The 23,673-nt window shown below is 46.7% G+C and carries 20 protein-coding genes; all 20 read right to left on the reverse strand.

The annotated features are described in order from the left end of the window. Positions 1 to 397: 397 nt before the first annotated feature. Positions 398 to 1,051: an NAD-dependent epimerase/dehydratase family protein gene (locus AB4Z08_RS02190; RefSeq protein ID WP_441572134.1), complete on the reverse strand. Its 654-nt coding sequence runs from the start codon at positions 1,049 to 1,051 to the stop codon at positions 398 to 400. 82 nt (positions 1,052 to 1,133) lie between these two features. Further along, on the reverse strand, positions 1,134 to 3,269 hold the full coding sequence (gene katE, locus AB4Z08_RS02195) for a catalase HPII (protein WP_441572135.1): 2,136 nt from the start codon (positions 3,267 to 3,269) through the stop codon (positions 1,134 to 1,136). Between the two features lie 71 nt (positions 3,270 to 3,340). Then, positions 3,341 to 4,726, reverse strand: a complete 1,386-nt coding sequence (locus AB4Z08_RS02200; RefSeq protein WP_441572136.1) for an undecaprenyl-phosphate glucose phosphotransferase — start codon at positions 4,724 to 4,726, stop codon at positions 3,341 to 3,343. A 30-nt stretch (positions 4,727 to 4,756) separates the two neighbouring features. Further along, on the reverse strand, positions 4,757 to 5,980 hold the full coding sequence (locus tag AB4Z08_RS02205; protein ID WP_441572137.1) for a WcaI family glycosyltransferase: 1,224 nt from the start codon (positions 5,978 to 5,980) through the stop codon (positions 4,757 to 4,759). A gap of 18 nt (positions 5,981 to 5,998) precedes the next feature. Continuing rightward, positions 5,999 to 7,432 carry a capsule assembly Wzi family protein gene (locus tag AB4Z08_RS02210; RefSeq protein WP_441572138.1) on the reverse strand — a complete coding sequence of 478 codons (1,434 nt, stop codon included), beginning with the start codon at positions 7,430 to 7,432 and terminating at the stop codon, positions 5,999 to 6,001. After that, a complete protein-coding gene (locus AB4Z08_RS02215) occupies positions 7,429 to 8,010 on the reverse strand; it encodes a WcaF family extracellular polysaccharide biosynthesis acetyltransferase (RefSeq protein ID WP_441572139.1) in 582 nt (193 codons plus the stop codon). Before AB4Z08_RS02215 ends, AB4Z08_RS02210 begins: the two co-directional genes overlap by 4 nt. A 6-nt stretch (positions 8,011 to 8,016) precedes the next feature. After that, on the reverse strand, positions 8,017 to 8,922 hold the full coding sequence (locus tag AB4Z08_RS02220) for a glycosyltransferase family 2 protein (protein ID WP_441572140.1): 906 nt from the start codon (positions 8,920 to 8,922) through the stop codon (positions 8,017 to 8,019). Then, entirely contained in the window at positions 8,923 to 10,053 is a 1,131-nt protein-coding gene (locus AB4Z08_RS02225) for an XrtY-associated glycosyltransferase XYAG1 (RefSeq protein ID WP_441572141.1), read from the reverse strand. A gap of 9 nt (positions 10,054 to 10,062) precedes the next feature. Continuing rightward, positions 10,063 to 11,139 (reverse strand): glycosyltransferase, encoded by a 1,077-nt coding sequence (locus AB4Z08_RS02230; protein ID WP_441572142.1) that lies wholly within the window; start codon positions 11,137 to 11,139, stop codon positions 10,063 to 10,065. After that, positions 11,136 to 12,494, reverse strand: coding sequence for a hypothetical protein (locus AB4Z08_RS02235; RefSeq protein ID WP_441572143.1), 1,359 nt, complete (start codon positions 12,492 to 12,494; stop codon positions 11,136 to 11,138). Before AB4Z08_RS02235 ends, AB4Z08_RS02230 begins: the two co-directional genes overlap by 4 nt. Positions 12,495 to 12,496: 2 nt before the next feature. Next, on the reverse strand, positions 12,497 to 13,423 hold the full coding sequence (locus AB4Z08_RS02240; protein WP_441572144.1) for a polysaccharide pyruvyl transferase family protein: 927 nt from the start codon (positions 13,421 to 13,423) through the stop codon (positions 12,497 to 12,499). Between the two features lie 11 nt (positions 13,424 to 13,434). After that, the gene (locus AB4Z08_RS02245) at positions 13,435 to 14,580 is read right to left on the reverse strand and encodes a glycosyltransferase family 4 protein (protein WP_441572145.1); all 1,146 of its coding nucleotides are present in this window, start codon (positions 14,578 to 14,580) and stop codon (positions 13,435 to 13,437) included. Between the two features lie 20 nt (positions 14,581 to 14,600). Beyond that, positions 14,601 to 15,866: a hypothetical protein gene (locus AB4Z08_RS02250; RefSeq protein WP_441572146.1), complete on the reverse strand. Its 1,266-nt coding sequence runs from the start codon at positions 15,864 to 15,866 to the stop codon at positions 14,601 to 14,603. Then, entirely contained in the window at positions 15,850 to 17,013 is a 1,164-nt protein-coding gene (locus tag AB4Z08_RS02255) for a glycosyltransferase family 4 protein (RefSeq protein WP_441572147.1), read from the reverse strand. Before AB4Z08_RS02255 ends, AB4Z08_RS02250 begins: the two co-directional genes overlap by 17 nt. Before the next feature lie 5 nt (positions 17,014 to 17,018). Next, positions 17,019 to 18,572, reverse strand: a complete 1,554-nt coding sequence (locus AB4Z08_RS02260; protein ID WP_441572148.1) for a lipopolysaccharide biosynthesis protein — start codon at positions 18,570 to 18,572, stop codon at positions 17,019 to 17,021. A 10-nt stretch (positions 18,573 to 18,582) separates the two neighbouring features. Then, positions 18,583 to 19,680 (reverse strand): GDP-mannose 4,6-dehydratase, encoded by a 1,098-nt coding sequence (gene gmd, locus AB4Z08_RS02265; protein WP_441572149.1) that lies wholly within the window; start codon positions 19,678 to 19,680, stop codon positions 18,583 to 18,585. A 35-nt stretch (positions 19,681 to 19,715) separates the two neighbouring features. Beyond that, positions 19,716 to 21,062: a UDP-glucose dehydrogenase family protein gene (locus AB4Z08_RS02270; protein ID WP_441572150.1), complete on the reverse strand. Its 1,347-nt coding sequence runs from the start codon at positions 21,060 to 21,062 to the stop codon at positions 19,716 to 19,718. A gap of 11 nt (positions 21,063 to 21,073) precedes the next feature. Next, on the reverse strand, positions 21,074 to 22,018 hold the full coding sequence (gene fcl / locus AB4Z08_RS02275) for a GDP-L-fucose synthase (protein WP_441572151.1): 945 nt from the start codon (positions 22,016 to 22,018) through the stop codon (positions 21,074 to 21,076). Between the two features lie 25 nt (positions 22,019 to 22,043). Next, positions 22,044 to 23,066 carry a mannose-1-phosphate guanylyltransferase gene (locus AB4Z08_RS02280; protein WP_441572152.1) on the reverse strand — a complete coding sequence of 341 codons (1,023 nt, stop codon included), beginning with the start codon at positions 23,064 to 23,066 and terminating at the stop codon, positions 22,044 to 22,046. Between the two features lie 20 nt (positions 23,067 to 23,086). Next, positions 23,087 to 23,593, reverse strand: coding sequence for a transcription termination/antitermination NusG family protein (locus AB4Z08_RS02285; protein WP_441572153.1), 507 nt, complete (start codon positions 23,591 to 23,593; stop codon positions 23,087 to 23,089). Positions 23,594 to 23,673: the final 80 nt, after the last annotated feature.

Here is a 23,673-nt window from a genome sequence, read left to right on the forward strand (position 1 = left end):
TTGATTACTATAAATATAACATAATCCGGGGAACCCGTTTCCAGGGCAAAGTGAAGCTTATCTAAAGCCAGTGTATGGAGTATTGTATAATATTCAAAGATAGTGTAGTATGGATTTGACAATGACTAACGCGAGTGTATTGGCATTTAGCGCATATTGAAAAAAGATATTCCCCCCGTTTTCAACCTGATCCATTACCAGTATGAAACGGACCAGCAGTGGTAGCAGAAAACAAAAAGGCGGCGCTTGCGCACCGCCTTTTTTTATTTGGACCCGGGATAGGATTATTCCAGTCATCTCATAACCTACAACTGTTACACTGTTAAAGTAACAAGTCGCAAAGATACATGTCGAAACGCATATAAAGTAGACCGCTATCCCGAAGGTTACCAATATTTCATGGCTGATGGGCCAATGTCACGATATCTTTTACTTCCAGCACCTTCTTCGGAAAGCCATACCTGGTAACGTTTATCATGGCCCGTCCCAGCTCCGCCAGGGTGGATACACCCTGCGGAAAAACCCTTCTCAATACCGGGTATAACCAACTCATATATTTATAATATGGCTGCGTATACTGCATCCCTTTTGTAGGCTGCATATAGCCAGGACGGAACATGTAGGCAGCCTTAAAGGGCAGGTGCTGTAAATCATTCTCCGTTCGTTTCTTAATCTTTGCCCACCAACTTTTACCATCTGTTCCTGCTCCCGACACATAACAAAAAACCATATCCGAATTCATGGCGGCCAACGTCTTCGCCACTTCCATGGTCAGATCATAGGTAGCGTGTTCGTATGCATCTTCTTTCATTCCTACTGAAGATACCCCCAGGCAAAAATAACACGCGTTATAATCATGCAACTTTGCCGCCACCGGCAACATATCAAAGAAGTTGCTATGAATAATTTCCTTCAGCTTAGGATGCTTCACCCCACAAGGTTTCCGGTTAATCACCAGCACCTCCTTTACTTCCGGATGCTGTAAACACTCATGCAATACACCCTCTCCCACCATTCCGGTACTGCCTGTAATAATGGCTTTTATGTCCATAGGAATTTTTTGTTACCGCTGTTAGCAATTAGCTGCCAGCTTTTAGTTTGCCATTTGTTGATAAGTAAAAATAACAGGGCATTTATGCGGGAATACCCGGACCGGTTTCTCTTTCCCAGAAACGATGTTGTGCAATGGCTTTAATAAAATCCTTGCTGCCTGCATTTATCAGGAGGCCAGGTTCTTTTTTACCATCCGGCAGATAAGTCTCCCGAAGCACATCTATACCTTCTCCGCTCACGGCAATTGCCTTGCAATGCTTAAATGCTTCATTGACGAAATGCAGGGCAGTTGCATCATTTTTCAGGGTGGCTGCACTGGCAGCCCCACCGGGAATATACACGGCATCGAATAATACAGAAGCTGCCCCCAGGAAAGACTGATCAGCCTCCCCGTCTATCCCCTTTATTTTTCCCAACCGGGGCGCTATCAGCTGTACCTGGGCGCCTGCGGCCTGCAGGTCAGCTTTCATTTTATTCACATCTGCCCCTGTAACACCATCGGCCACCAGGAAAGCCACCTGCCTCGACACAATGGTATTCTTTATCGTATTGGCCATACTCAGCGCAGGTGAAGCAGTGATCTGCTGCTTTACAGTCCGGGGTTCATATTTCTTTACGTCTGCATCTGCAGGCCGCACCTGGTTCATGGGCAGCTCCGGTTTAGCCGGCACTTTTATGCCCAGCCCCTCCGCTACACGGGCCGCCAGCGAGGTATCCACCTGTGTTAATAATCCTATCATCCGAACGCGTATATCCGGTCGCGTTACCTTCCCCAGTTCAAAACGCAGCGCATTAACAATATGATTTTTTTCTACTTCAGATTGACTGTTGTAAAACAAGGTAGCCTGGCTGAAGTGGTCAAAGAAACTATCACTGCGACCACGAATCTTCTTTGCATCTATTCTTTCTTCATAAGCAGTAAAACCGCCCTCCTTTGCCTTTGCCTGGAAAGGACAACCGTTACTGATGGTGTTGGGCTCGTAGGCCGTTTCTCCGCGATTGATGGTCTGGCGCATATGGCCGTCCCGCTGATTATTATGTACCGGTGAAACAGGCCTGTTAATGGGAATCTCATGGAAATTAGGACTCCCTAAACGCGACAACTGTGTATCTGTATAGGAAAATAACCGGCCCTGTAATAACGGATCGTTGGTAAAGTCAATACCCGGCACCAGGTGTCCGGGATGAAAAGCTACCTGCTCGGTTTCTGCGAAGAAGTTATCCGGGTTGCGGTTCAACACCATTTTTCCAATACGTATTACCGGCACCACTTCCTCCGGAATTAATTTCGTTGGATCCAGTAAATCGAATGGAAACTTATGCTCATCTTTTTCTGCCACGATCTGTACTCCCAGCTCCCACTCCGGATAAGCACCCGTTTCAATAGCATTCCATAAATCACGGCGATGAAAATCAGGATCTTTTCCTGATATCTGTTGTGCTTCATCCCAGGCAACAGAATGTACACCCAGTATAGGCTTCCAATGAAATTTCACGAAACTGGATTTACCCGCCGCATTGATAAAACGAAAAGTATGTACACCAAAACCTTCCATCATCCGCAAACTACGGGGAATAGCACGGTCGCTCATCACCCACATAATCATATGCATGCTTTCAGGCGCAATAGAAACAAAATCCCAGAAGGTATCATGCGCAGAAGCTGCCTGTGGTATTTCATTGTGTGGCTCCGGCTTCACGGCATGCACAAAATCAGGAAACTTCATAGCATCCTGAATAAAAAACACCGGCACATTATTACCTACCAAATCATAATTCCCTTCGTCTGTGTAAAACTTTACTGCAAAGCCACGCACATCCCGCGCCAGGTCAGAAGATCCACGGGAGCCGGCTACGGTAGAAAAGCGAACAAACACAGGCGTTTGTTTGCCGGGGTCCTGCAGAAAACCTGCTTTAGTATATTTCGCCATAGATTCATATACCTGGAAATAGCCATGTGCGCCCTCTCCACGGGCATGCACAATTCTTTCTGGTATACGTTCATGGTCAAAGTGGGTAATTTTTTCCCTTAAAATAAAATCTTCCAGTAAGGTAGCGCCCCGTTCCCCCGCTTTGAGCGAGTTCTGGTTATCATTAATACGAAGCCCCTGGTTAGTAGTCAGGAACTGGTCAACACCCTCTTCTGTATGAGGAGCAAGGTTTTCTATTTTCTTACTGAGTTTTCCGGAGGTAGTAATACTTTTTTTCTTTGCCATGGTTCGCGTGATTTAGTGATGAGGTAACCTCCATCAAATCACACAAACCATACCATGGCTATCATCCATGATCAGAACGCATTATCATCCCCTTTCATCGTATTCCGGATCGTTAAAAATATAATGCGCAGATCCAGGTATACCGACCAGTTTTCCATATACCAGATATCGTGTTCAATTCTTCTGCGCAGGTGAGATTCTTCAGTGATTTCCCCACGTAATCCGTTTACCTGCGCCCAGCCGGTGATGCCGGGTTTCAGAAAATGACGGATCATATACTGCTGAATCACCCGGGAAAACTCTTCCGTGTGGCGCAACATATGAGGCCGTGGACCTACGATAGACATATCTCCCAGCCACACGTTCAGGAACTGTGGCATTTCATCGAGATTGGTTTTACGCAAAATGCGTCCTATCCTCGTAAAGCGGCTATCATGACGGGTAGCCTGTTTGGAGTTGGCGTCATTATTTACATACATACTCCGCAATTTCAGACAGGGAAAATTCATGTTATTACGGCCTGTACGATACTGTATAAAAAACACAGGCCCCCTGGATTCCAGTTTAATCAGCAATGCCAGCAAAGGGATCAGCCAGGTTAATATAAACAGGATCACCAGGCTACTGAATACAATATCAAATACCCGTTTACGGAYCCTGTTGGCAATATCATCCAGCGGCTCTGCACGCAAAGAAATAATGGGAATGTTGTTGAAGTAATCCACAAAAATCTGTCGGTTCACAAACAGTTTGAAGTCTGGCACAAACCTAAAATGGATCAGGTTCATTTCCGCCTCCCTGGCCAGTGTATACAGGTAAGGAAATTTCTCCGGCGACAAAGTAGAATAGATCTCGCGGATGTTGTTGGATTGTGCATAAGGTACACAGGCTTCCAGATTGCCGATTACCGGGTAGTACGACAACTCATGCACGTTGCTGTATTCTTCAAAATAACCCTCAAATTTCAAGTTGCTGTTATCTTCTAGTAGTTGACCCGCCAATTGTTTGGACAGCTCGTTATAGCCCAGTATTACTACTTTTTTTTCCACGCCTGTACGATGCAGAATATGACTGGTAACCCGGTAAAAAAGCCAGCGTCCCAACAATACCATCGTAATAAAAGCAGTACAGTAAATAAGAATAAACAAACGTGAGTACAATTGCTTGGACAGAAATAAAAACAGCAATAACAACAACAGATACAACAGAATGCTCTGCGCCGTTTTTCGCGCAATACGATCAAATGCCAGTTGCTGACTCAGAAAATAAATGCCAGTCGTATACAGTGCCACCATCCAGGATAGATTAGACACTACCAGGAAAATATCCACATTGATATCCTGCATGCGGTCATATCGCTGCAACCAGGAGCTGCTGAGGAAAAACAACACATTCAAACAAATAAAGTCCAGTGCAATTAACTGGATACTGCAAATTTTAAGATACCGGTTCAGCATAAAAAGGAATATGGTTGTTCTATAAAATCGCTACGCCACCCGTTCTTTAAAGCGCGTCATCACTCCCGAAACAGAAAGATGCGCTGCTGCATAGGCGCGTGCATTTGTGGCAATGTCGGCAGTATTATCCCACACTGCCCTGCCAATGCCCGATTGCAGGGCATCCTGGTTCTCCGCATCTACCAGTATGCCCATATTATGGCGGCTCACCAGCTCATGTAACCCCGTACCACTGTTGGCGGTAATCAGGGCAATACCACCTACCGCCAGTATCGTGGTCAGTTTGGAGGGCATCACCAGGTCGCTGGCATGCGCCTTTTGTATGACCAGGTGCACATCTGCCATGTTCAGAAAATTATTAAACTGCGCAGCTGGTTGAAGCGGCAGGAATAAAGTATTCGTTAGTTGTAACTGTTCTGCCAACTGCTCCAGCCGCACTTTATAAGGCCCGGAGCCACAGATCAGAAAGCGCATCTCCGGCTGATGTTGCCAGGCGGCCGCCGCATGCAACAATGCTTCCAGTCCCTGCTTCTCTCCGATAGCGCCGGAATACAATACAATTTTATCCGCGGCAGAAAAACCAAAAGCTTCTTTCAGCGCACCCTTATCTGTGAGTGGATGAAACCTGGCTACATCTACCCAGTTAGGAAAAAGCAATACCTCGCGGCCAGTCTTATCACTTATCTTCCGGATCATCCCATCCGCTATACTGCTTACATGATCTGCCCTACGCAGGATCATCCTTTCCAATTTCAATAGCCAACCAATCAGCCGTTTTGATTTGATCATCTGTAAATCCCGTGCAGCCTCAATTTGCAGGTCCTGCACATGATACACGAAGGTAGCGCCCCGCAGTTTTTTGTATAGCACCGCCAGCAGTCCCAGGTGAAATGGTGGCGCTACAGTAATCACCACATCGAACTTCTTCTGCCATACCAGCTGCATTACTTTTACAAAAGCAGCAGCAGCAAAAGAAGCATCCTGCAACATTCTCTTCTTCCCGGAGGGTGTAGCCGGCACATACTGCGGACATCTGTATATCGTTATATTTCCTGTCATTTCTTTTTTAAACCAGTGCCTGACACGGTCATAAGGTGGCTGCACCTGCCATTGCGGGTAATAAGGATAGGTAGTAATTACCGTACAGTCGTATCCGTTATCTGCCAGCCAACTGATCATTTCACCATTATACTTTCCTATTCCCGTTGGCTCCGGTGAAAAATTGCCGCCTATCAGTAAAATTCGTTTACCCATATACGTTATTTTTAAATCTTATTTCTTCCAGCTCCATAACACTCCCAGCATACATCCTGTGTTGTTTGTCAGATCCCCATGATCTAAAGCCACCGAAACGGTGAGCGTAATACCCTTTTCCGGCAACCGGTAATGCAATTCTTCCAGTGTATACCATTGCCGTTTCATCGGCGTAAAAAGCGCGGGGTTGGTGTAGGTCCCATAATTTTGCGTGTAGGTGATCAATGTTTTACCTGTTATCTTTTTTGTGAGATGATAAAGCAAACCGATATGTCCGCCTACTACGCGATTATTGATAATGTTTCCTCCCCGTCCCCGGAGGGAGTCTTTTGGCGCATCCCAGTTCAGGGGCTTCATCTCCGGAAAGTATTGCTGTCCCCTGTTGCGGTCAATAAACAAAGGCGTACCTACTATACGTTCATGATAATCCCATCCTGTGAGGTATACGCCGTTGTTATAATAACTTTCCCGCAAACGCAGCAAAAAGAAATCATTGGATTGCTTGGTATAAATAAATTCCGCCGTGATTTTCTCCAGCCAGCTACCCGCTTGTTTATTGGTATACGCAATACCCAATAGCCGGTCAATGTTGCGGATATCAATACCCTGCCCTGATTCAAAAGGGGTTTGATGGTACAGGTGTAATGCCAGCTGATCATTTTCCCAGTCAATACCTCCTTCTATAATACCCCGATGATCGCCGGGTCTGTTGGGTTGTATATCCGTATTGCCCACCGTACCATCGTCTTTCGTTTTTACCAGCAACACATCCATAAACCCTTGCCAGTTACTGGTAATAGCAGGTAAATCCTTCCGGTTTCCACCCCACACCGCATAGTGTTGTATACCGCCATATAATTTGAGTTTATTTTTTCCTATGCGGAGATAGAAATTCTTTTCATGCAGATAAGCATTTTTAATAAACTGATCTTTCCCCATCCAGCCATGGCTTAGCAGGCCTTTAAACTGCAGCCAGCCATTGGTGAATGGTACTACAGTGTACTCCGTTACCGCTATCCCGATTTTAGGAATGGGCAGCGCATTACCACTGATCCCCATAGAGCCGCTGCTCAAATCTTTATCTACCTCTCCGATAATTTCTTCGTACCTGCCACCGCGAATCTCCCAATGTTTATATCCTGCCTTCACATAGCCCTGTTCCAGGAAAGTACTGTTGAAATGATTGTTGTTATACACATCCAACCCATACTTTACATAAAATTTATCCTGCCATACCTCCTGCTTGCTGAAGCCGGCATGCATAGACACATCTCCTTTCCGGTCACTGATGGTACCATAGTGATTGGACAACAGCCATAACGGTTGATAATCCTTAGCGGCAGCTGTGCCTACGGCGCCTGCATGCACTTCCAGTGAATCAGTCAACCAACGCTGTGCAGCTGAGGGCACATATATACATCCTAACAGCAGCATGAAACAGATCCTTTTCATATAGCCGTCACATTTAAGACTTTCACGGACGGCGACACCATTTCCCGTTTGCGCACCGCTACCGCAGGATTACCGGAATAAATCAACCACGGCTCCAGGTCTTTCGACGCTACGGCATTTACCGTAAGCACCGCATGCGCCCCGCAGGTAACGCCAGCACAAACCACCGCCATAGCTCCAATCCATACACCTGATGCTACATGGATTTCTCCCAGCCGGTAAGGAAAATCCGGCTGTTTATAATCGTGATTACCTGTCAGCAATAGCGCTCCCTGCGAAATACATACATGGTCATCGATGGTAACATCTGCCAGGTTATCTATCCATACATCTTCTCCCAACCAGCAGTGATCCCCGATTGTTAAGCGCCACGGGCACTTTATCCGCACCCTTGTTTTAATTACCAAACCTTTGCCAATGCGTGCACCAAATAGGCGCAGGAGTCCTCGTTTTAACGCAAATGGCCATGGAAATGCGCTGTTCAGAATATAGTAATTACAAAAGTACCAGGCCAGCACTTTCCATTTAGGTCCGGCGTAATAACTACCCGTATTAAAAGCGGCGAGATTGGTTTTCATATAATATCAGATATGAATGTTATAATCCTGTTTTAGCAATGCCATGATATCTTCCCGGCTTTCATTTCCCTGCAGCTTCTGCTGAAACTCCTGCACATTAACGTCTACGAGTAAACGATACCAATACCCCTGCATGAAGTGAAAAAGAAATCCCTTATACCCGTCCAGGAAACCATAGCGCAACACATACCGGAAAATAAAATACAGCGATGCACGCGCACCGGGCGACAATGCCGCATATACTTTTTCCTTCAGGAACCGCTTCCGTTTCGCCTGTGAGCCTTCGGCCTTCAATAACCGCTGATCTGTTTGCCAGAAGCCATACCGGATATTCAGCAAATCCACCATTTCCCGGATTGCATAGTTATTATGCTTATTTACCCACCAGTGGATAGAATTCAGGTTATCATCCACGATATGTTCTTTAAACAACATCGTGGTCCCTTCCGACAACACAATATGTTCATCCATCCAACGCTGTTCAATACTGCCAAGTCCATTGCGCCAGATCCTCAGCAGGGTATGCGGATAAAATCCACCATACCGGATCCATTTGCCTTTAAACAACACCTTTCTACGTATATAGATCCCCGTTATCCCGTCAGCAACACTGTCCATCCGGGTGTTTATTTCCTGCAGCAATCCCGGCTCCAGGTACTCATCTGCATCCATACGCATCACCCAGGGCGTGGTAATGCCACAATGCTCCAGCGCCCATTGGAATTGATCCGCATAATTGACCCACTTACGTTGAAAAACCTTTGCACCATAGCTTTCGGCAATAGCTACCGTATTATCAGCAGAAAAGGCATCCACTACATATAGCTCATCTGTGATCTGCCGGAGATTTTCCAGGCAGCGCGACAGATGTATTGATTCGTTGAAAGTCAGTATAACTACAGCCAGTTTCATCTAATTACATTTTTCATATAGTTCCACATAAGAAGATGCCAGCCTGGCATCATTAAAATCATCCCGGATCTGCGCAGGCGCTTCCCGGGTGATCTGTTGTCGCCGGACTTTATCTTTATACGCCGCGGTGAGCTGATCGCTGATCCCGTCCACGCTCTCTATACCGGTAATCCATCCCAACCCATGCTCTCTTACATAACCTGCCAGCCCTACCTGGTCGCTGATCAGTACCGGTGTGCCTACAAACAATGATTCAATCACCACAATGGCAAAATTTTCATTACGTGAGGTGAGCGCAAAAAGGTCGGTGGCAGCGAGGAAATGAAACTTATCCTCACTGCCTTTCCAACCTGCCCATTCGACGCTATCATCCATATCCAGCGAAGCAATTAATTCCTTTAAAGACTGCACATAAGCCGCATCACCTGTACCCGCAATCAGCAACCTATACTTAAACGATACCCGGGAAAGCGCCCGGATCAACAGGTCCAGCCCCTTCTTCGGGTCTACCCGGGAGAGAAAACTAATGGTAAAAACATCATTGTCGGTACGGCTATAATGGCCCGCAGGCAAGTCTACCAGGTTAAACACCTGTCCACCTTCCCAGCCTCTATTGATCTCCTGGCACTCTTTCCATTCCAGTTCAGAAGAAACGTGCAGATAGGTACTACGTAATAATCGTTTACCCATGACCGTATGCAGCAGTTGTTTAGCACGGTTGTTCCTCGCTGTAAGTACATAATCGCAGAACATACCATGTGGCGACAACAGCGGTTTCAGTTTTTTCCATTTACAGATAAAAGAAGCACCCAGCACCAGGAAATTCCACCAAGAGTGAATATGTACTTTATCAAACTGTTTGGCATTGGTCCACACCGCCTTCCATAAGGCAGGCGACACATGTGTATGATCACCGGTGATACGTTTGAAATAAGTCACCTTTACACCATCAATTATCGCAGTTGTATTAGCGGCGACATCCAGTTCCTGTCCCCCATTGGCGGTGGTCGTATATACTGCCACCGCATGTCCCATCTGTACCAGTTGCTCGGCCAACCGTGCTATCACCACAATGGGGCCGCCGTATACATAAGCCGGCTTATAAGAAGGAACAATAAAAAGTATATTCATATTCGGATATTAAGGATTCATTGTATGCAGCGAATGCAGCGCATTATCCACCATCGCCGTCATGGTCAGGTGTTCCTGCACAAACCACCTGGCCTGTTGCCCCATTGTACGGATCTCATCATCCGACAGCTTATCCAGCATGTACAGACACTCCTCCATATTTTCAAATATCAACCCGTTGTAACCATCGCGGATATAACTATATTCCACGCATTGCAATACCTCCGCGGTGCGTTTAAAGGTGCATACCGGCTTACCATAAGCCATTGCTTCCACCGCCGACAAGCCCACCCATCCCGGTTGAAAATAAAGGTCCGCAAGGCCAAACAGTTCCTGCTTAATAGTGGGATCATACACCGCACCAAAATCATGCACATGCGTATAGCCGTTGAAGTCAGGTTTGTACTTGCCTGCACCGATAATAATAAAACTAAACTCGGCGGGATCAGTTTCTGCCATCAGCTTTAACAGCAGATCTATACGCCGCCCTGTTTCGTTAAAGCGTGCACAGTAAATCAATACCCGCCTTGAGCGGATCTGGTATTTCTCCCGCAAGGCTGCCTTGTCGGGCAAGGGCTGCTGCATAATTTTTTCCACTTCCGAAATAGTATTGTTCAGCGCCACGGCCTTCATTTCCGGCATCACCTGCTGCCACAGCGCCATTTCTTTAGGGGTATAAAACCAGGTAGCATCCGCCAGCTGCATCATCCACTTCAATAACCGGCTGGGCTGCTGTTCTTCCTGCACATATCTTTTTACAGAAATACCATGTCCCCACAAAATGACTTTCTGCTTCAGGAAAGGTTTCAATAAAAGGATCATCCAGGTAGATAAATGCGCGAAGTTCAGCATCAGCACCAGCACCTTGTAGTCGCGCTTAAAAAAACGCAAAGGGTTATATAACACAAACGGCCCTACGCTCCAGGCAGGCAGCTGCTTGATAGTAGTACTGCCGGCAGCCAGGTTTCTTTTACGCAGGGCATCCACCCCATCATAGCAGTACAGGTCAAACGGCGCCTGCTCCTGCAGGCGGTTAAAAAAATGCTCCCTGTAATGTGGCACCAAAGGCTGCAGAATCGCTATCATACCAACACATTTTTATTTGCATGAATAATACTGCTCACATCATAGCCATAGATGAGCCGGTTACCTTCATGAATAGAGTCAAAAGCTACCAGGCTACCATCCCGCTTCCAGCGCGGATGCAGATCGCAATGCAATCCACTGCGCGTAAAGGCCATCTGCTCCAGTGAGAAAGCTTTTAACACCCCTTCATCTACTCCTTCCAGCAGCGCATCTGCCAGTTGCAAATCCGGTTTGGTATCAATCATACGGTAAGTACCCAACGTAGTTTTCTCTTGCGTGCTGTATTGAAAAAGGAACAGTGTCCGGATGCCCTGCTGATTAGGATAGGTATCACAAATCATCCAGTCACGGTTGGCCGGGCAAAACATAGGATGACCATCTTCCGTAATAATGTCCTTTGCCAGCATAGCAGGGGTCGCATCATTCACGTCTTCCAGCAACAGCCAGTTAAAAGGGGCTACCGCCTTTGCCCCCTTCTGACCATTGTATAATAATTTCTTCAACACCTTTTTGCCATTGGCGATCAAACCGGCAGGCATCATTTTGTAGAGAAGGGAGCCGCGCAGTTTTTCAATACCACTACCGGTTCTGCCCCAAATGGCAATATGCGTATCATCTTTCCAGTCGAAGTGACTGAGAAATCCGGTGGCCAGGCATTGCAACTCATTGCCATCTGTACTGATGCTCATCAGCCGCGTAGTTTCGCCACCGTCTTTCAATTTATACCGGTGTAAAAATGCCAGTCTGTTCTGCGAAGGGTTCAGCAATAAATGCGTGATGTAATGATGCTGCCCCAGCGAAGGATTCATCCTGTAATTAGCCACTGTAGCAATAGACAGCAACAATGACTGCTCACCGGTATATATATTATGTTTTATAATGCCGGAGTCCACAGGCGCATGGAGATGCGCCTGCTTGTCTGGAAGTCCGGTATAACCATATCCACCCACTCGGAAGAGTCGCGCATAATCGATGCTGAAAGCAATGCCCTCATCCGTTATAACATGTGCGGGAAGTGGCAGCGTTGACACGCACTTATCCACGCTCGCATCATAAATCCTGGCGCCCCACTTATCTCCCACCCGATCGTTCACAATAAAAGTATCCGTATCCCCAATCCATTGCTGCCGGGCGCCCTGCGGATAATTATAAGCATATGTTTTGCCCAGCTGATGAAATTGTTGTGCAGCATCAAAATAGCCGATTCCACAGGCTACGCGGGGATCCGGCGGCACTGTAATATCCGGTGATTGCAGGGCCAGGAGTTTATCGCCGGCAAAGTTCCATGCCACCAGATCATGAAAACCAAAAAAGTAATCCCCTTCTCCTGCTGATAATATAAATTCCTGTTGCATAGTTAATGTGTTGTAATGAACGATGAGGTGTCCAGGCTTTTCTCTTTGCGTAATAAAAAAGCATGATCATGAATCTTATTATCAATACGCCGTATCACATCTTCTTCAGATAAATAAAATTCTGATATACCATGTAGTGTTTTCAACAGATCAGCCTTCACGATATCCGGCGCCAGGAACTCGGCGCTGATGCGGTTTCCCGAGAATGATTTTATTTTCTGATGCAAAAATGATTTGCGGTACAACTTCACCACAGTAGCATTGATATTATACAGCTGAATGGCCGCCTGCCAGTCCATCCACTTAAATTCTGACACACCGCTACCTTCTGTATGTGGCGTAGACAACACAAACCGATGCCAGGGCACCCGCAGTGCATCGGCCAGAATAGCGCCGTGCATTGCCTCTGCAATCACAAACTGCGAGGACGCGATCTCCTGTAATGTATGCTCCACACCATTTTCAGACCTTGGTGAAATATAATTGAACCCCAACCGGTAACACAAACTCTCCCAATCGAAATAAGGCACTGACTTAAAGTAGGGGATCACGCTCACCTTATACTTTTTCTCTACGTGCAGAAACTTTTCAAACTCCGGCAGTTGACGGATGGCATATGCAGCATCCGCTACATAAGGAAACTGGTTATTGAAAGCATAGGCAGATAAAGGCCCCCGCAGGAAGCGGATATCCCAGGTATTATCGAGATGAAACGTTTTATAAGCAGGTCTCACACCTGTACCAAACACAATCTTTCGTTTATCCGTCAGGTCACGGAACAACGGCGAACTGTCGTACAGTATGGAACCTATGCCCAGAAATACTTCCGGGTCTGTTATATTGCCTGCACCAAATAACTTCGGCCATAGCCAACCGTTCAGGTCGTCGCCGAAATTACCTTTCGGATCTTTATAATAAACATAGTTCACAGTGCAATCATTTACAGGTTAGCAATACGTAATACCTTGGCAGCATAATGGCTGTTGATCCATTCCGTAAAATCAACAGCGCGTTTCTCCCAGCTATGTGCGGCCTTATTCACCTTTACAGGCGCCAGTTTACCAGCAGCCAGCTGGCTGATCAGCGTTGCGAGTGAGGCCGGCGCATTGTTGTTAAAATAATATCCCTGCTCTCCAAATATTTCCAATGGCTCCCCTATTCTGCAGGTAAATACCGGTTTATTAAAAGGAATGTACATGTAGATCTTACTCGGACAACGGGCCCAGTCCTGCACCGTATCATTCAACGGAGAAATAAAAGCATCTGCGGCGGCGAAGTAGGAACTCAGCTCTTCTTCCGCTGTATACCCCAGGAACTGCACCTGCATGTCCAGCTGCTTCTCTTTCACAAATGCCTTTGCTTCTGCCAGGTGCCGCCCTTGTCCCAGCAACAGCAGGTGAACATCCTTACGTTCTTTACTGATCATTTCCATGGCCTGCAGCATGGTAAACAAACCATAATTGCGTGTCATAGTGCCCATATAAATAAGCATGGTTTTACCACTGTAGGTATCCGCCAATTCTTCGAAGCGGATCCGGGGCGATTCCACCACCTCATTATTAAATGCGTATGGGGAGTAAAGCACTGGTAATTGCCTGCGGAATAATTGTGCAGCCCTTTTAGTATATGTCTTGCAGAGGTATTTGCTGGCACACAACAATCCATCGGCATATAACACAGACCAGTATTCCAGGGCCAGCATAGCATACTTACGCAGGCCCTTATTATCGGGAATACCGGATGGCAATTCTGAGTGTTCGATGAGTATCGTGGATTTTAGCTTTAACTTATTTTTTAAGATGCGATTACGGAAGCTGAAAGAACAAAACAAAATATAATCAGGTGCAATCTCATTCACCAATGCTGTTTTAGCACGTACTTCTTCCCCTGCTGTACCTTCCGGATAGTAGTATACTTTTACAGCGTCACTGCATTCCATGGCAATGCGCTTTCGGTTCTCTTCACTGTCCTGCGCAATGATCGCCACTTCCCAACCCATTGACAGCAGCGGATCAGCCATACCGATGGCTCTTTTCATGGTGGCAATGAACTTAATATCGCCGAGTGTGATGAAGCATATTTTCATAGCTGTTCTTATTTTACCATTTATATTTTCCCTTCGGGAGAAATGAAAGCAATGGAGCCATTTATATGTTCCGTATCCCCTACTTCATTTTCCTCCTCTGCAAATTCATAGTACGCGCGCAACAGGATAGCACCAATCGCCGGAATATTAAACCGCAACTGCTGTATAGGTGAAAAAAGGAAAGTCCAGATCACCCCAATGGTCATCAACACCAACACCGGATACAACGCAGTGTCTGCAGCATGCCGGATGAGATAAAAACCCATTCTCAGCAGGAGAATAAATACCAGCAATACGGCCACAAACCCTCCTACGCCAGCGTTTACCCAGGCCCCCAGCAATATGGAATGACTGGGAATCAGGTGATCCGTTGAGGTAGCCAGTTGTTCATTCATCTCTTCATTCTGGTACAACAACAGGATGCGGTAATATTTCAGATTATCATCTTTTGCCCAGGAACCATGGCCAAACAAAGGCGCATCACCGATCGCTGCCAGCGCAGCAAATGTTTCGCCTCTACCGGTCATCAGTAACTCCAATGGATTATAGGGATTGTCCAGCCGGTCTATTTGCTCTGAAGCATGCTCTCCGCCGATCTCATGATTCATTACCCCATTCACGTAACTCACATATGCAAACTGAAATAAGATAGCGCCGGCCAAACCGAATACCAGCAGCCGGTCACGGGTGAGGTACATGCCACTGTTGAAGCAGTAAATAATAATAGCCCCGAGGAAAAATACCATCCCGGTGGAACGGGAGTCACGCGCAAAGCACAGTAAGCTGTAACATAACAGTAACGCCAGTACGGCTTTCCACTGCCCGTTGCGATACAATAAAAAAGACAGGATATACACACCGTAAGAGAGGATAGGTACCATCTTAAATTTGAAATACGACATATCCGTGTCCGCATTTTCATCTGTCCAGATAATATTTTTGATCAGGGTCATGCAGAGAAAGAAAAAAATGGCTTCATCATCTTTCAATGTTTTAAATAAAAAAAGGAAAGACAAAATAGACATGATAATCGCCGCCCAGCCCCGCATAAAGTTTTCGGAGGAGCTTTTTACAACAAACAAATCTGTGATCGCCTGGAACACAAAGAGTGCTACCAGGGCAACAATAATTTTCCGGAATAATGGATAAGCTTTGAAATCACGGGTATCAAATACAAAAGGTGCGGATAATAGCACCATGATTTCATTGAGCTTCAATTGCCCTACCAGTGCTACGTTAACACCGCTCAACAAGGTGTACATGGCAATTTTAAGCCGGTTGAACATAGGCAGGTGTTTTACCGCGCACGGCGTAGTTAACAATCTGTTGTAGTCTTTGCTGATTTACCTCCAGGCTGTATTCCTGCAGGAAGTCTTCCCGCAGCTTTTCTCCTTTGTCCGTTTCATTATCAAAGTTGAGCAGTGATTGCTTAAACGCTGCGGGTTCATCAGCCACAATAAAATGTTTACTCTTCACCCCTTCCACTCCTTTAGCAGTGCTGATAATAGGAGTTCTCAGGGCCATGGCCTCCAGGCATTTCAAACGGGTACCACTGCCATGCACCAACGGAATAATCACCGCGCTGGCCACCGATATATACCACTTTACATCATCTACCTTTCCAAAGGCGACTATGTTCTGATATTCTTCTTTGCCGGTAATACGTTTCAACGCTTCCTTCGATCCTCTGCCCACCAGCCATAGGTCATATTTCCCCGCCAGTTCCTGATCCCATACATTTTCAATGAACCATTTCAGCCCCGCAAAATTCATATATACGCCGAAGTTAGCCGTCATCACCAGCACCCGCTGCTGCTTTTTGCCAAACAGGTGATAATCTTTCTGGTCCAGGAAATTAGGTACGGTAAATACCTTTTGTTTGGCCAGGAACCGGGTATGATAAACATGATCATCGTCACTCACTACCAACACCGCCGCCGCCTTTTTAAAATACAGTCGCTCATGTAATTTTTCCATGCCGAACAATTGCAGTTTCCTCAACTTATCCAACAGGTTTTTAGAAGGTAGTTGCCAGGTAATCATGGGTTGAGCATTGTGCGTGCCCAGTATCACCGGTATGTTCCTGCTATTGAAAAAAGAGATGTAATGACCAACAAAGCCGTAATCAAGTATAGCAGCAGCCACAGGATACTCCCGGCATATTTCCTCAAACATCCCCAATACATCGCCCGAACGCTGGAAGTATTGCTTACCGGTAATCCGTGTCAGCAGATCAAAAGGTTTTGTTTCATAGGTGTAAAAAGTAACATTGGGGAGATGATAATGCTCCAGGTCCACTTTTTCCACATTCCGCACTACGGCAATTACCTCATAGCCTAGTTGTGACAAGGCCTTGATCAGGTAATAACTTCTGATTCTTTCCCCTCCGTTCTGCGGAAAAGGCGATATATCTGTGAAGAAGAGTATATACATATACGTTAGTTCGCTTTTAGTACTACCAGTCTCGCCTGTAGTTTTGAAAAAATCCGGTTGAACAGTTGTTCCATCTTAGCTGTTTCATCGGGTGTTAATCCTATCAGTCGTATCCATAATCCCATAGACAGCATACCGGTCAGCGTGGTGACGCCCAATCGTATAAACCCCTCCGGCATCAGCAATTGTGGCACACCAGCCAGTACCACCGATAAAAACACAGGTATGACTGCCTTTACGATCACCTGTCTGGTAAATACGGCCGGTGACAAACCCGTAATATTTTTAGCAGCGATCATGCGATAAATGCCACTCACCACCTCTATGCCGATAGCGCTGACTAACACAGCCCCCACCGGATAACCTGCTTTCAGCAATAACCAGGCAATAGGTAAATTGAGCAACACCATGGTACTTACTACTACCTGGTACCTTTTAATTTTCCCGACAGATTGCACCGCCACCTGTATGCCGGCAGATAATTGGTTGATGAGTGTGGCGATAATAATTAAGCGACACATCATGACAGTGTAGGCCGGTACTTGTTTGAGCCAGCATTGCAGCACAAAAGGCATTTCTATCATCATGGGAATAGCAAAAAAGCTCAGCAGGTAAAAGGAAAATTTACTGGCAATCATGGCCAGTCGCAACATTCGCGTCCGGTCTCCACTACCTTCGCTTTTAATGATCTGCGGATTCAATGCCCTCAACATGGTCACAGAAAAATAACTCAGTTGTGCGTTCACCTGGTTGGCTATGCCATAGGCGGCATTCACGATGGTTCCAAAAAAAACGTTGAGTAATAAAGCAAGTCCCTGGTTACGTGCAACTACGCTGCCCGCACCAAACATATTCCAGCCGGCATAGGCAAACATCTCTTTCAATAAATGCCGGTCGAAATAACTGCGGATCCTGATCCGGCTTTCTTCATACTTCATGGCGCAGTATACCTGCTTAAAAAGCAGGAGTAGTACGGTTAGCAACGCCGTCAATCCTCCGTATACAATCAGCTTGTCGTATGCAGTGTATTGCAGCATCACGGCAATCAGTAGTTTACCCAGCGCTTCCACAATTCCGAGAATGGCGACCATCACCATGTTTTCCTGCGCAATCAATGTAGCATCATAGGGCACAGAAATAATGGTAAAGAAAGCACTGACTACCATGAACTGAAAAATGAGTTTAGCAGCAGTAGTGCGCGATGCAGGAAAATTCAGCACATGATCAAACAGGTAGCTGCCAGCTACTTCAAACAACAATACCAACGCAAGCCCCAGTATAAAATGCAGCAACACACTGGAATTGAATACCAGTTTTAGCTTGTGCTGGTCTTTGGTGCCCAGGTGAAAAGACATATACCGTTGTGTGCTGATAGTCATCGCAATGTTCAGAAATGATAACATCGCAATCACGCCGCTGATCAGGTTAAACAAGCCATAGTCCGCCGCTCCCAGCAGGTTCAATACGAGCCGGGTGGCATATAACGAAATAAAAACGGTGATAAGCATCCGCCCGTAGAGCGCGCCCGTATTCAATATCACCCTGTTTGCTACCTGCATCTTTAGTAAATTATCCGATTAAGTGTTCCAGTTGTGTTACTTCTTTTTTCGCAAATAATTCTACATCACTGGCCATCATTTCCTTTACCAGTGCCGGTAAATCATAAGCAGGCTCCCATCCCAATACCGTCTTTGATTTGGTAGGATCTCCTATGAGCAACTCTACTTCCGTAGGACGGAAATATCTCGGATCTATTGCCACTACTTCTTTCCCTATCGGTAACGCATACACTTCATTGGTGCAGGCAGTGATTACGCCAATCTCTTCTACCCCGTTTCCCTGGAAAGTAACCGTGATACCCAGTTCCGCAAACGCCATGCGTACAAACTCACGTACCGTAGTGGTGATACCGGTAGCGATCACATAGTCATCCGGCTGCTCCTGTTGCAGGATACGCCACATTGCTTCCACATAATCTTTGGCATGTCCCCAGTCGCGCTGTGCATCCAGGTTACCGAGGTATAATTTTTCCTGCAGCCCCAAAGCGATAGCAGCGGCGCCCCTGGTGATTTTACGGGTTACAAAGGTTTCTCCGCGTAACGGGCTTTCGTGGTTAAACAGGATACCATTGCAGGCAAACATGCCATAGGCTTCCCTGTAGTTGACGGTAATCCAGTAAGCATATAATTTGGCTACCGCATAAGGACTGCGGGGATAGAAAGGTGTTGTTTCCCGCTGCGGTACTTCCTGCACCAATCCATATAATTCAGAGGTGCTGGCCTGATAGATGCGGGTTTTCTTTTCCAGCTTCAGGATGCGCAGGGCTTCCAGCAACCGCAATGTGCCGATACCATCTGCATTGGCGGTATACTCAGGTGTATCAAAGCTCACACGTACATGGCTCATGGCCGCCAGGTTGTAGATTTCATCCGGCTGCGTTTCCTGTATAATGCGTATCAGGTTAGTACTGTCAGTCATATCGCCATAGTGCAACCGGAAGCGCACATTTTCACTGTGCATGTCCTGATACAGGTGGTCAATCCGTTCTGTATTGATTAGAGAGGCACGACGTTTAACTCCATGTACCATATATCCCTTTTCCAGCAGTAATTCTGCCAGATAAGCGCCATCCTGGCCGGTAATACCTGTTATCAGGGCTACTTTCATACGATCGATATTTTAGTGGTAAAAGAAATAAATTGTTATTGCATCAGGGCATTGACTGCCGAAGCAGCGGCATTGCCGATACCGTAGTAGGTGAATCCTTGTTTGACTAATTGTACATCGTCATAAATATTTCTGCCGTCAAAAAGCAATGGTGTTGCCATCAGGCTATGCAGCCGTTTCCAATCGGGCATCCGGAAAGCATTCCATTCTGTAACCAGCAGGATAGCTGCCGCATCTTCCGCAGCGGCATACATGTCATCCGCAAAAGTGACGCTGCTACCCAGGTAAGGCAGGGCTTCTTCCATTGCTACCGGATCATACACACTCACAACGGCCCCCGCGTCCAGCAGGTGGCGGATCAGCACCAGGGAAGGCGCCTCCCGCATATCATCCGTGTTAGGCTTGAACGACAAACCCCATACGGCGAACTTTTTATCTTTGAGGTCACCGTCAAAGTGACGCAGCACTTTATGGAAGATGACTTTCTTTTGGTCTTCATTCACTGCTTCCACCGCATCCAGGATACGCAGCTGATAGCCATATTCGCGACCCGTTTGCATCAGGGCTTTTACGTCTTTCGGAAAACAGGAACCACCGTATCCCATGCCAGGATAAAGAAAGTGTTTGCCAATGCGTGGATCGCTGCCAATACCCTTGCGTACCTGGTTGATATCAGCACCTACCAGTCCGCATAAATTGGCGATGTCATTCATATAGGAAATTCGCGTGGCCAGCATCGCATTCGCAGCGTACTTGGTCATCTCCGCAGAGGCGATGTCCATAAATAAAATAGGATGACCATTCAACAGGAAAGGGCGGTACAATTGCTCCAACGTTTGACGGGCCTGGGCAGTATTAACGCCAATGACTATACGATCTGGTTTCAGGAAATCATTTACAGCTGCTCCTTCTTTCAAAAATTCCGGGTTAGATGCTACATCATAATCCAGGATCAGCTGCCGGGCAGAAAGGCTTTCCTTTACCGCACGATTCACCCTGGCTGCAGTACCTACCGGCACTGTACTTTTTGTGACTACCACCAGGTAATCCTGCATCAATGCCCCTATCTGATGGGCCACCTGCAGTACATACTGCAGATCAGCGCTGCCATCTTCTCCCGGCGGCGTGCCTACCGCAATAAACACCACTGCTGCCCCCGGCAATGCAGTAGCCAGCTCGGTGGTAAAAGACAACCGTCCGCTTTGCTGATTGCGCATCACGATCTCCTGTAACCCAGGCTCATAAATAGGCAGCACACCGTTTTGCAAACGGGCAATTTTAGCAGCATCCACATCTGCACAAATCACTTCTGTTCCTACTTCTGCCAGACAGGCGCCGGTTACCAAACCAACATATCCTGTACCTACGATCACGACTTTCATACCTATAGTATTTAAGATTGTAATTTGAACTGATCCTGCTGCAGGAAATCTCTGTAAGCCATCACCAGACCTTCTTTCAGACTGATACTATGTTTCCATCCCAACCGATGCAGCCGGGATACATCCATCAGTTTACGGGGCGTACCATCCGGTTTGGAAGCATCAAAAAGGAGCTCTCCTTCATAGCATACCACTTCTTTAATATATTCTGCCAGTTGCTTTATTGTCAGGTCTTCTCCTTTGCCGATATTCACCGGCTCCTTTTCATTGTAGTGCTGCATGAGGTATACGCAGGCATCGGCCAGATCATCAGCGAAAAGAAATTCCCGTTTAGGCGTACCCGTTCCCCACACTGTTACTGATGGTTTGTTATTTACTTTAGCTTCATGAAACCGGCGGATCAGCGCGGGCAACACGTGTGCATTTTCGGGATGATAGTTATCCCCAATGCCAAAGAGATTTGTAGGCATCACACTGATGAAGTTGCAGCCATACTGATCGCGGTAGGCCTCACATAATTTGATGCCCGCAATTTTAGCGATAGCATAAGGTTCATTGGTTTGTTCCAGCAAACCTGTCAGTAAAAAACTTTCTTTGATAGGTTGCGGTGCCATACGGGGATAGATACACGAACTACCCAGGAACTGTAGTTTAGTCACTCCGTACTTCCAGGCAGCATGTATCACATTGGAGGCTATCATCAGGTTATCGTACAGGAATTCGGCCCGGTAAGTATTATTCGCATGAATGCCGCCTACTTTGGCCGCTGCGAGGAATACATATGCCGGCTTTTCTGCCGCAAAAAAATCATCCACTTCTGCCTGTTTGCGTAAATCGAGGCTTCCGGAATTACGGGTAATGATGTTATGATAGCCCAGTGTTTCCAGTCTCCTTTTGATGGCGCCGCCCACCATTCCGCGGTGCCCGGCTATATATATCGGATCATTTGCTTCCATATTTATTCATTATTTGTGTTGGTGTTTATAGTAATTCCGGACGGTTTTCTTTCACCCAGGTATGCAATTGCTTAATATCCTGTCCCCGGCCCCGTTGCATGATCAGCAGTGCGCTGGCAGTGTTTACCACCACCATATTCTCTACTCCCACCAGTGCCACCAGTTTATCTTTTCCGATGACCATATTTTTCTTGGGGTCACTTTCAATAAATACTGCCTGGTGATTACGGTATTGATAATGATGAGAAAGCGCATCTGCCAGGGCTTCATAGCTACCCACATCGCTCCAGTCCATTTTAGTAGGCACTACTTTTACGATGTTGCTTTTCTCCAGTACGGCATAGTCAATACTGTCTGATGGAATGGCTTCCATCGTTGCTTTTGATAATACACCAGTGCTTTTCCATTCTGCTGCAGCAATGGCGGCGGCTTCATAAATAGCCGGGGCATGTTGTTGTAATTCCTGCAGCATAATGCGGGCCTTGCAGCAAAAGATGCCGCTATTCCACAGGAAGCCGCCGGCAGCCAGCATGGCTTCTGCCACAGGGCGATCCGGCTTTTCCACAAAGTGCAGTACATCATGACCGGAGTAACTGATATAGCCAAATCCTGTTTCAGGATAAGTAGGTACCAGCCCGATAGTAACAATATGATTGCCGGCAGCGAGGATGCCTGCTGTTTCAATAGCCATGGCGTATCGGTCCGGCGTACCGATGAGGTGATCAGCAGGAGTGATCAGCAGGATGGTTTCAGGATCGGCTGTAAATGCAGCCAGTGCAATGGCTGCTGCCGTATTACGTCCCACTGGTTCCGCAATGCATACCGGTGCTGCTGCTCCTGCCTGTTCCAGCTGTTCGGTAACAATGGCTGCCTGCTGCTCATTTACAATAGCCACTACTTTGCTGCAGGCAAAACGATTACGCCGGAAGGCCAGTTGCAGGAGACTGTAGCCATCGAACAGGGTTAATAACTGTTTGGGCGTTTGCTGGTTAGACAAAGGCCATAACCGCGTGCCGGAGCCGCCGCAAAGAATAATATGCTGCATCATAAATAAGGTTGATTGTTTTATCAGTAATGATGTCCGTTCACGATTTTACTGCCAGCAATGACGGTGATCTCCCTGGAAGGGACGGTGGCCTCCAGTATGCACCCTAAACTGCTCAATTCTACTTTCACCCTATTTCTGCTGATCGCTATAATTTTGCCTCCGGTAGAAGCACGTTGTTCTCCTTCTCCAAGTATTGGTACCTGTGCCACTGATACGTCTTCGTAATCCCTCAGAAAGTGCCGGATCAATGCAATTTCATGGTCAGGTATTACCGCCGGTTGGCCCAGCCAGTATACAAAGTTGACCACGTTATCGGTTTCACGGACCACCCAACTTCTGCTTTCAGGAATATGTACAAATACATAAGAGGGGAACAATGCTTCCTGCACGATTTTACGTGCACGTACCAACTCTTTAACAGGATGGTAGTGTTCCACTTTTTTACGCGTGAACAGGTCCGCTACTTTTTTTTCGCATTTGGCCCGGGTATACACCGCATACCAGGCCGATGGTTGTTCATTAAACATAGGAGCCGGTTTTTAGGTTATCGGATAGTTTTGTAGAATTTATAAGGGCAGGACCGGGCATAGCTACGCCCGCTATATTG

Origin of the sequence: Chitinophaga sp. RAB17, assembly GCF_052114225.1 — a bacterium.
Classification (GTDB): Bacteria; Bacteroidota; Bacteroidia; order Chitinophagales; family Chitinophagaceae; genus Chitinophaga.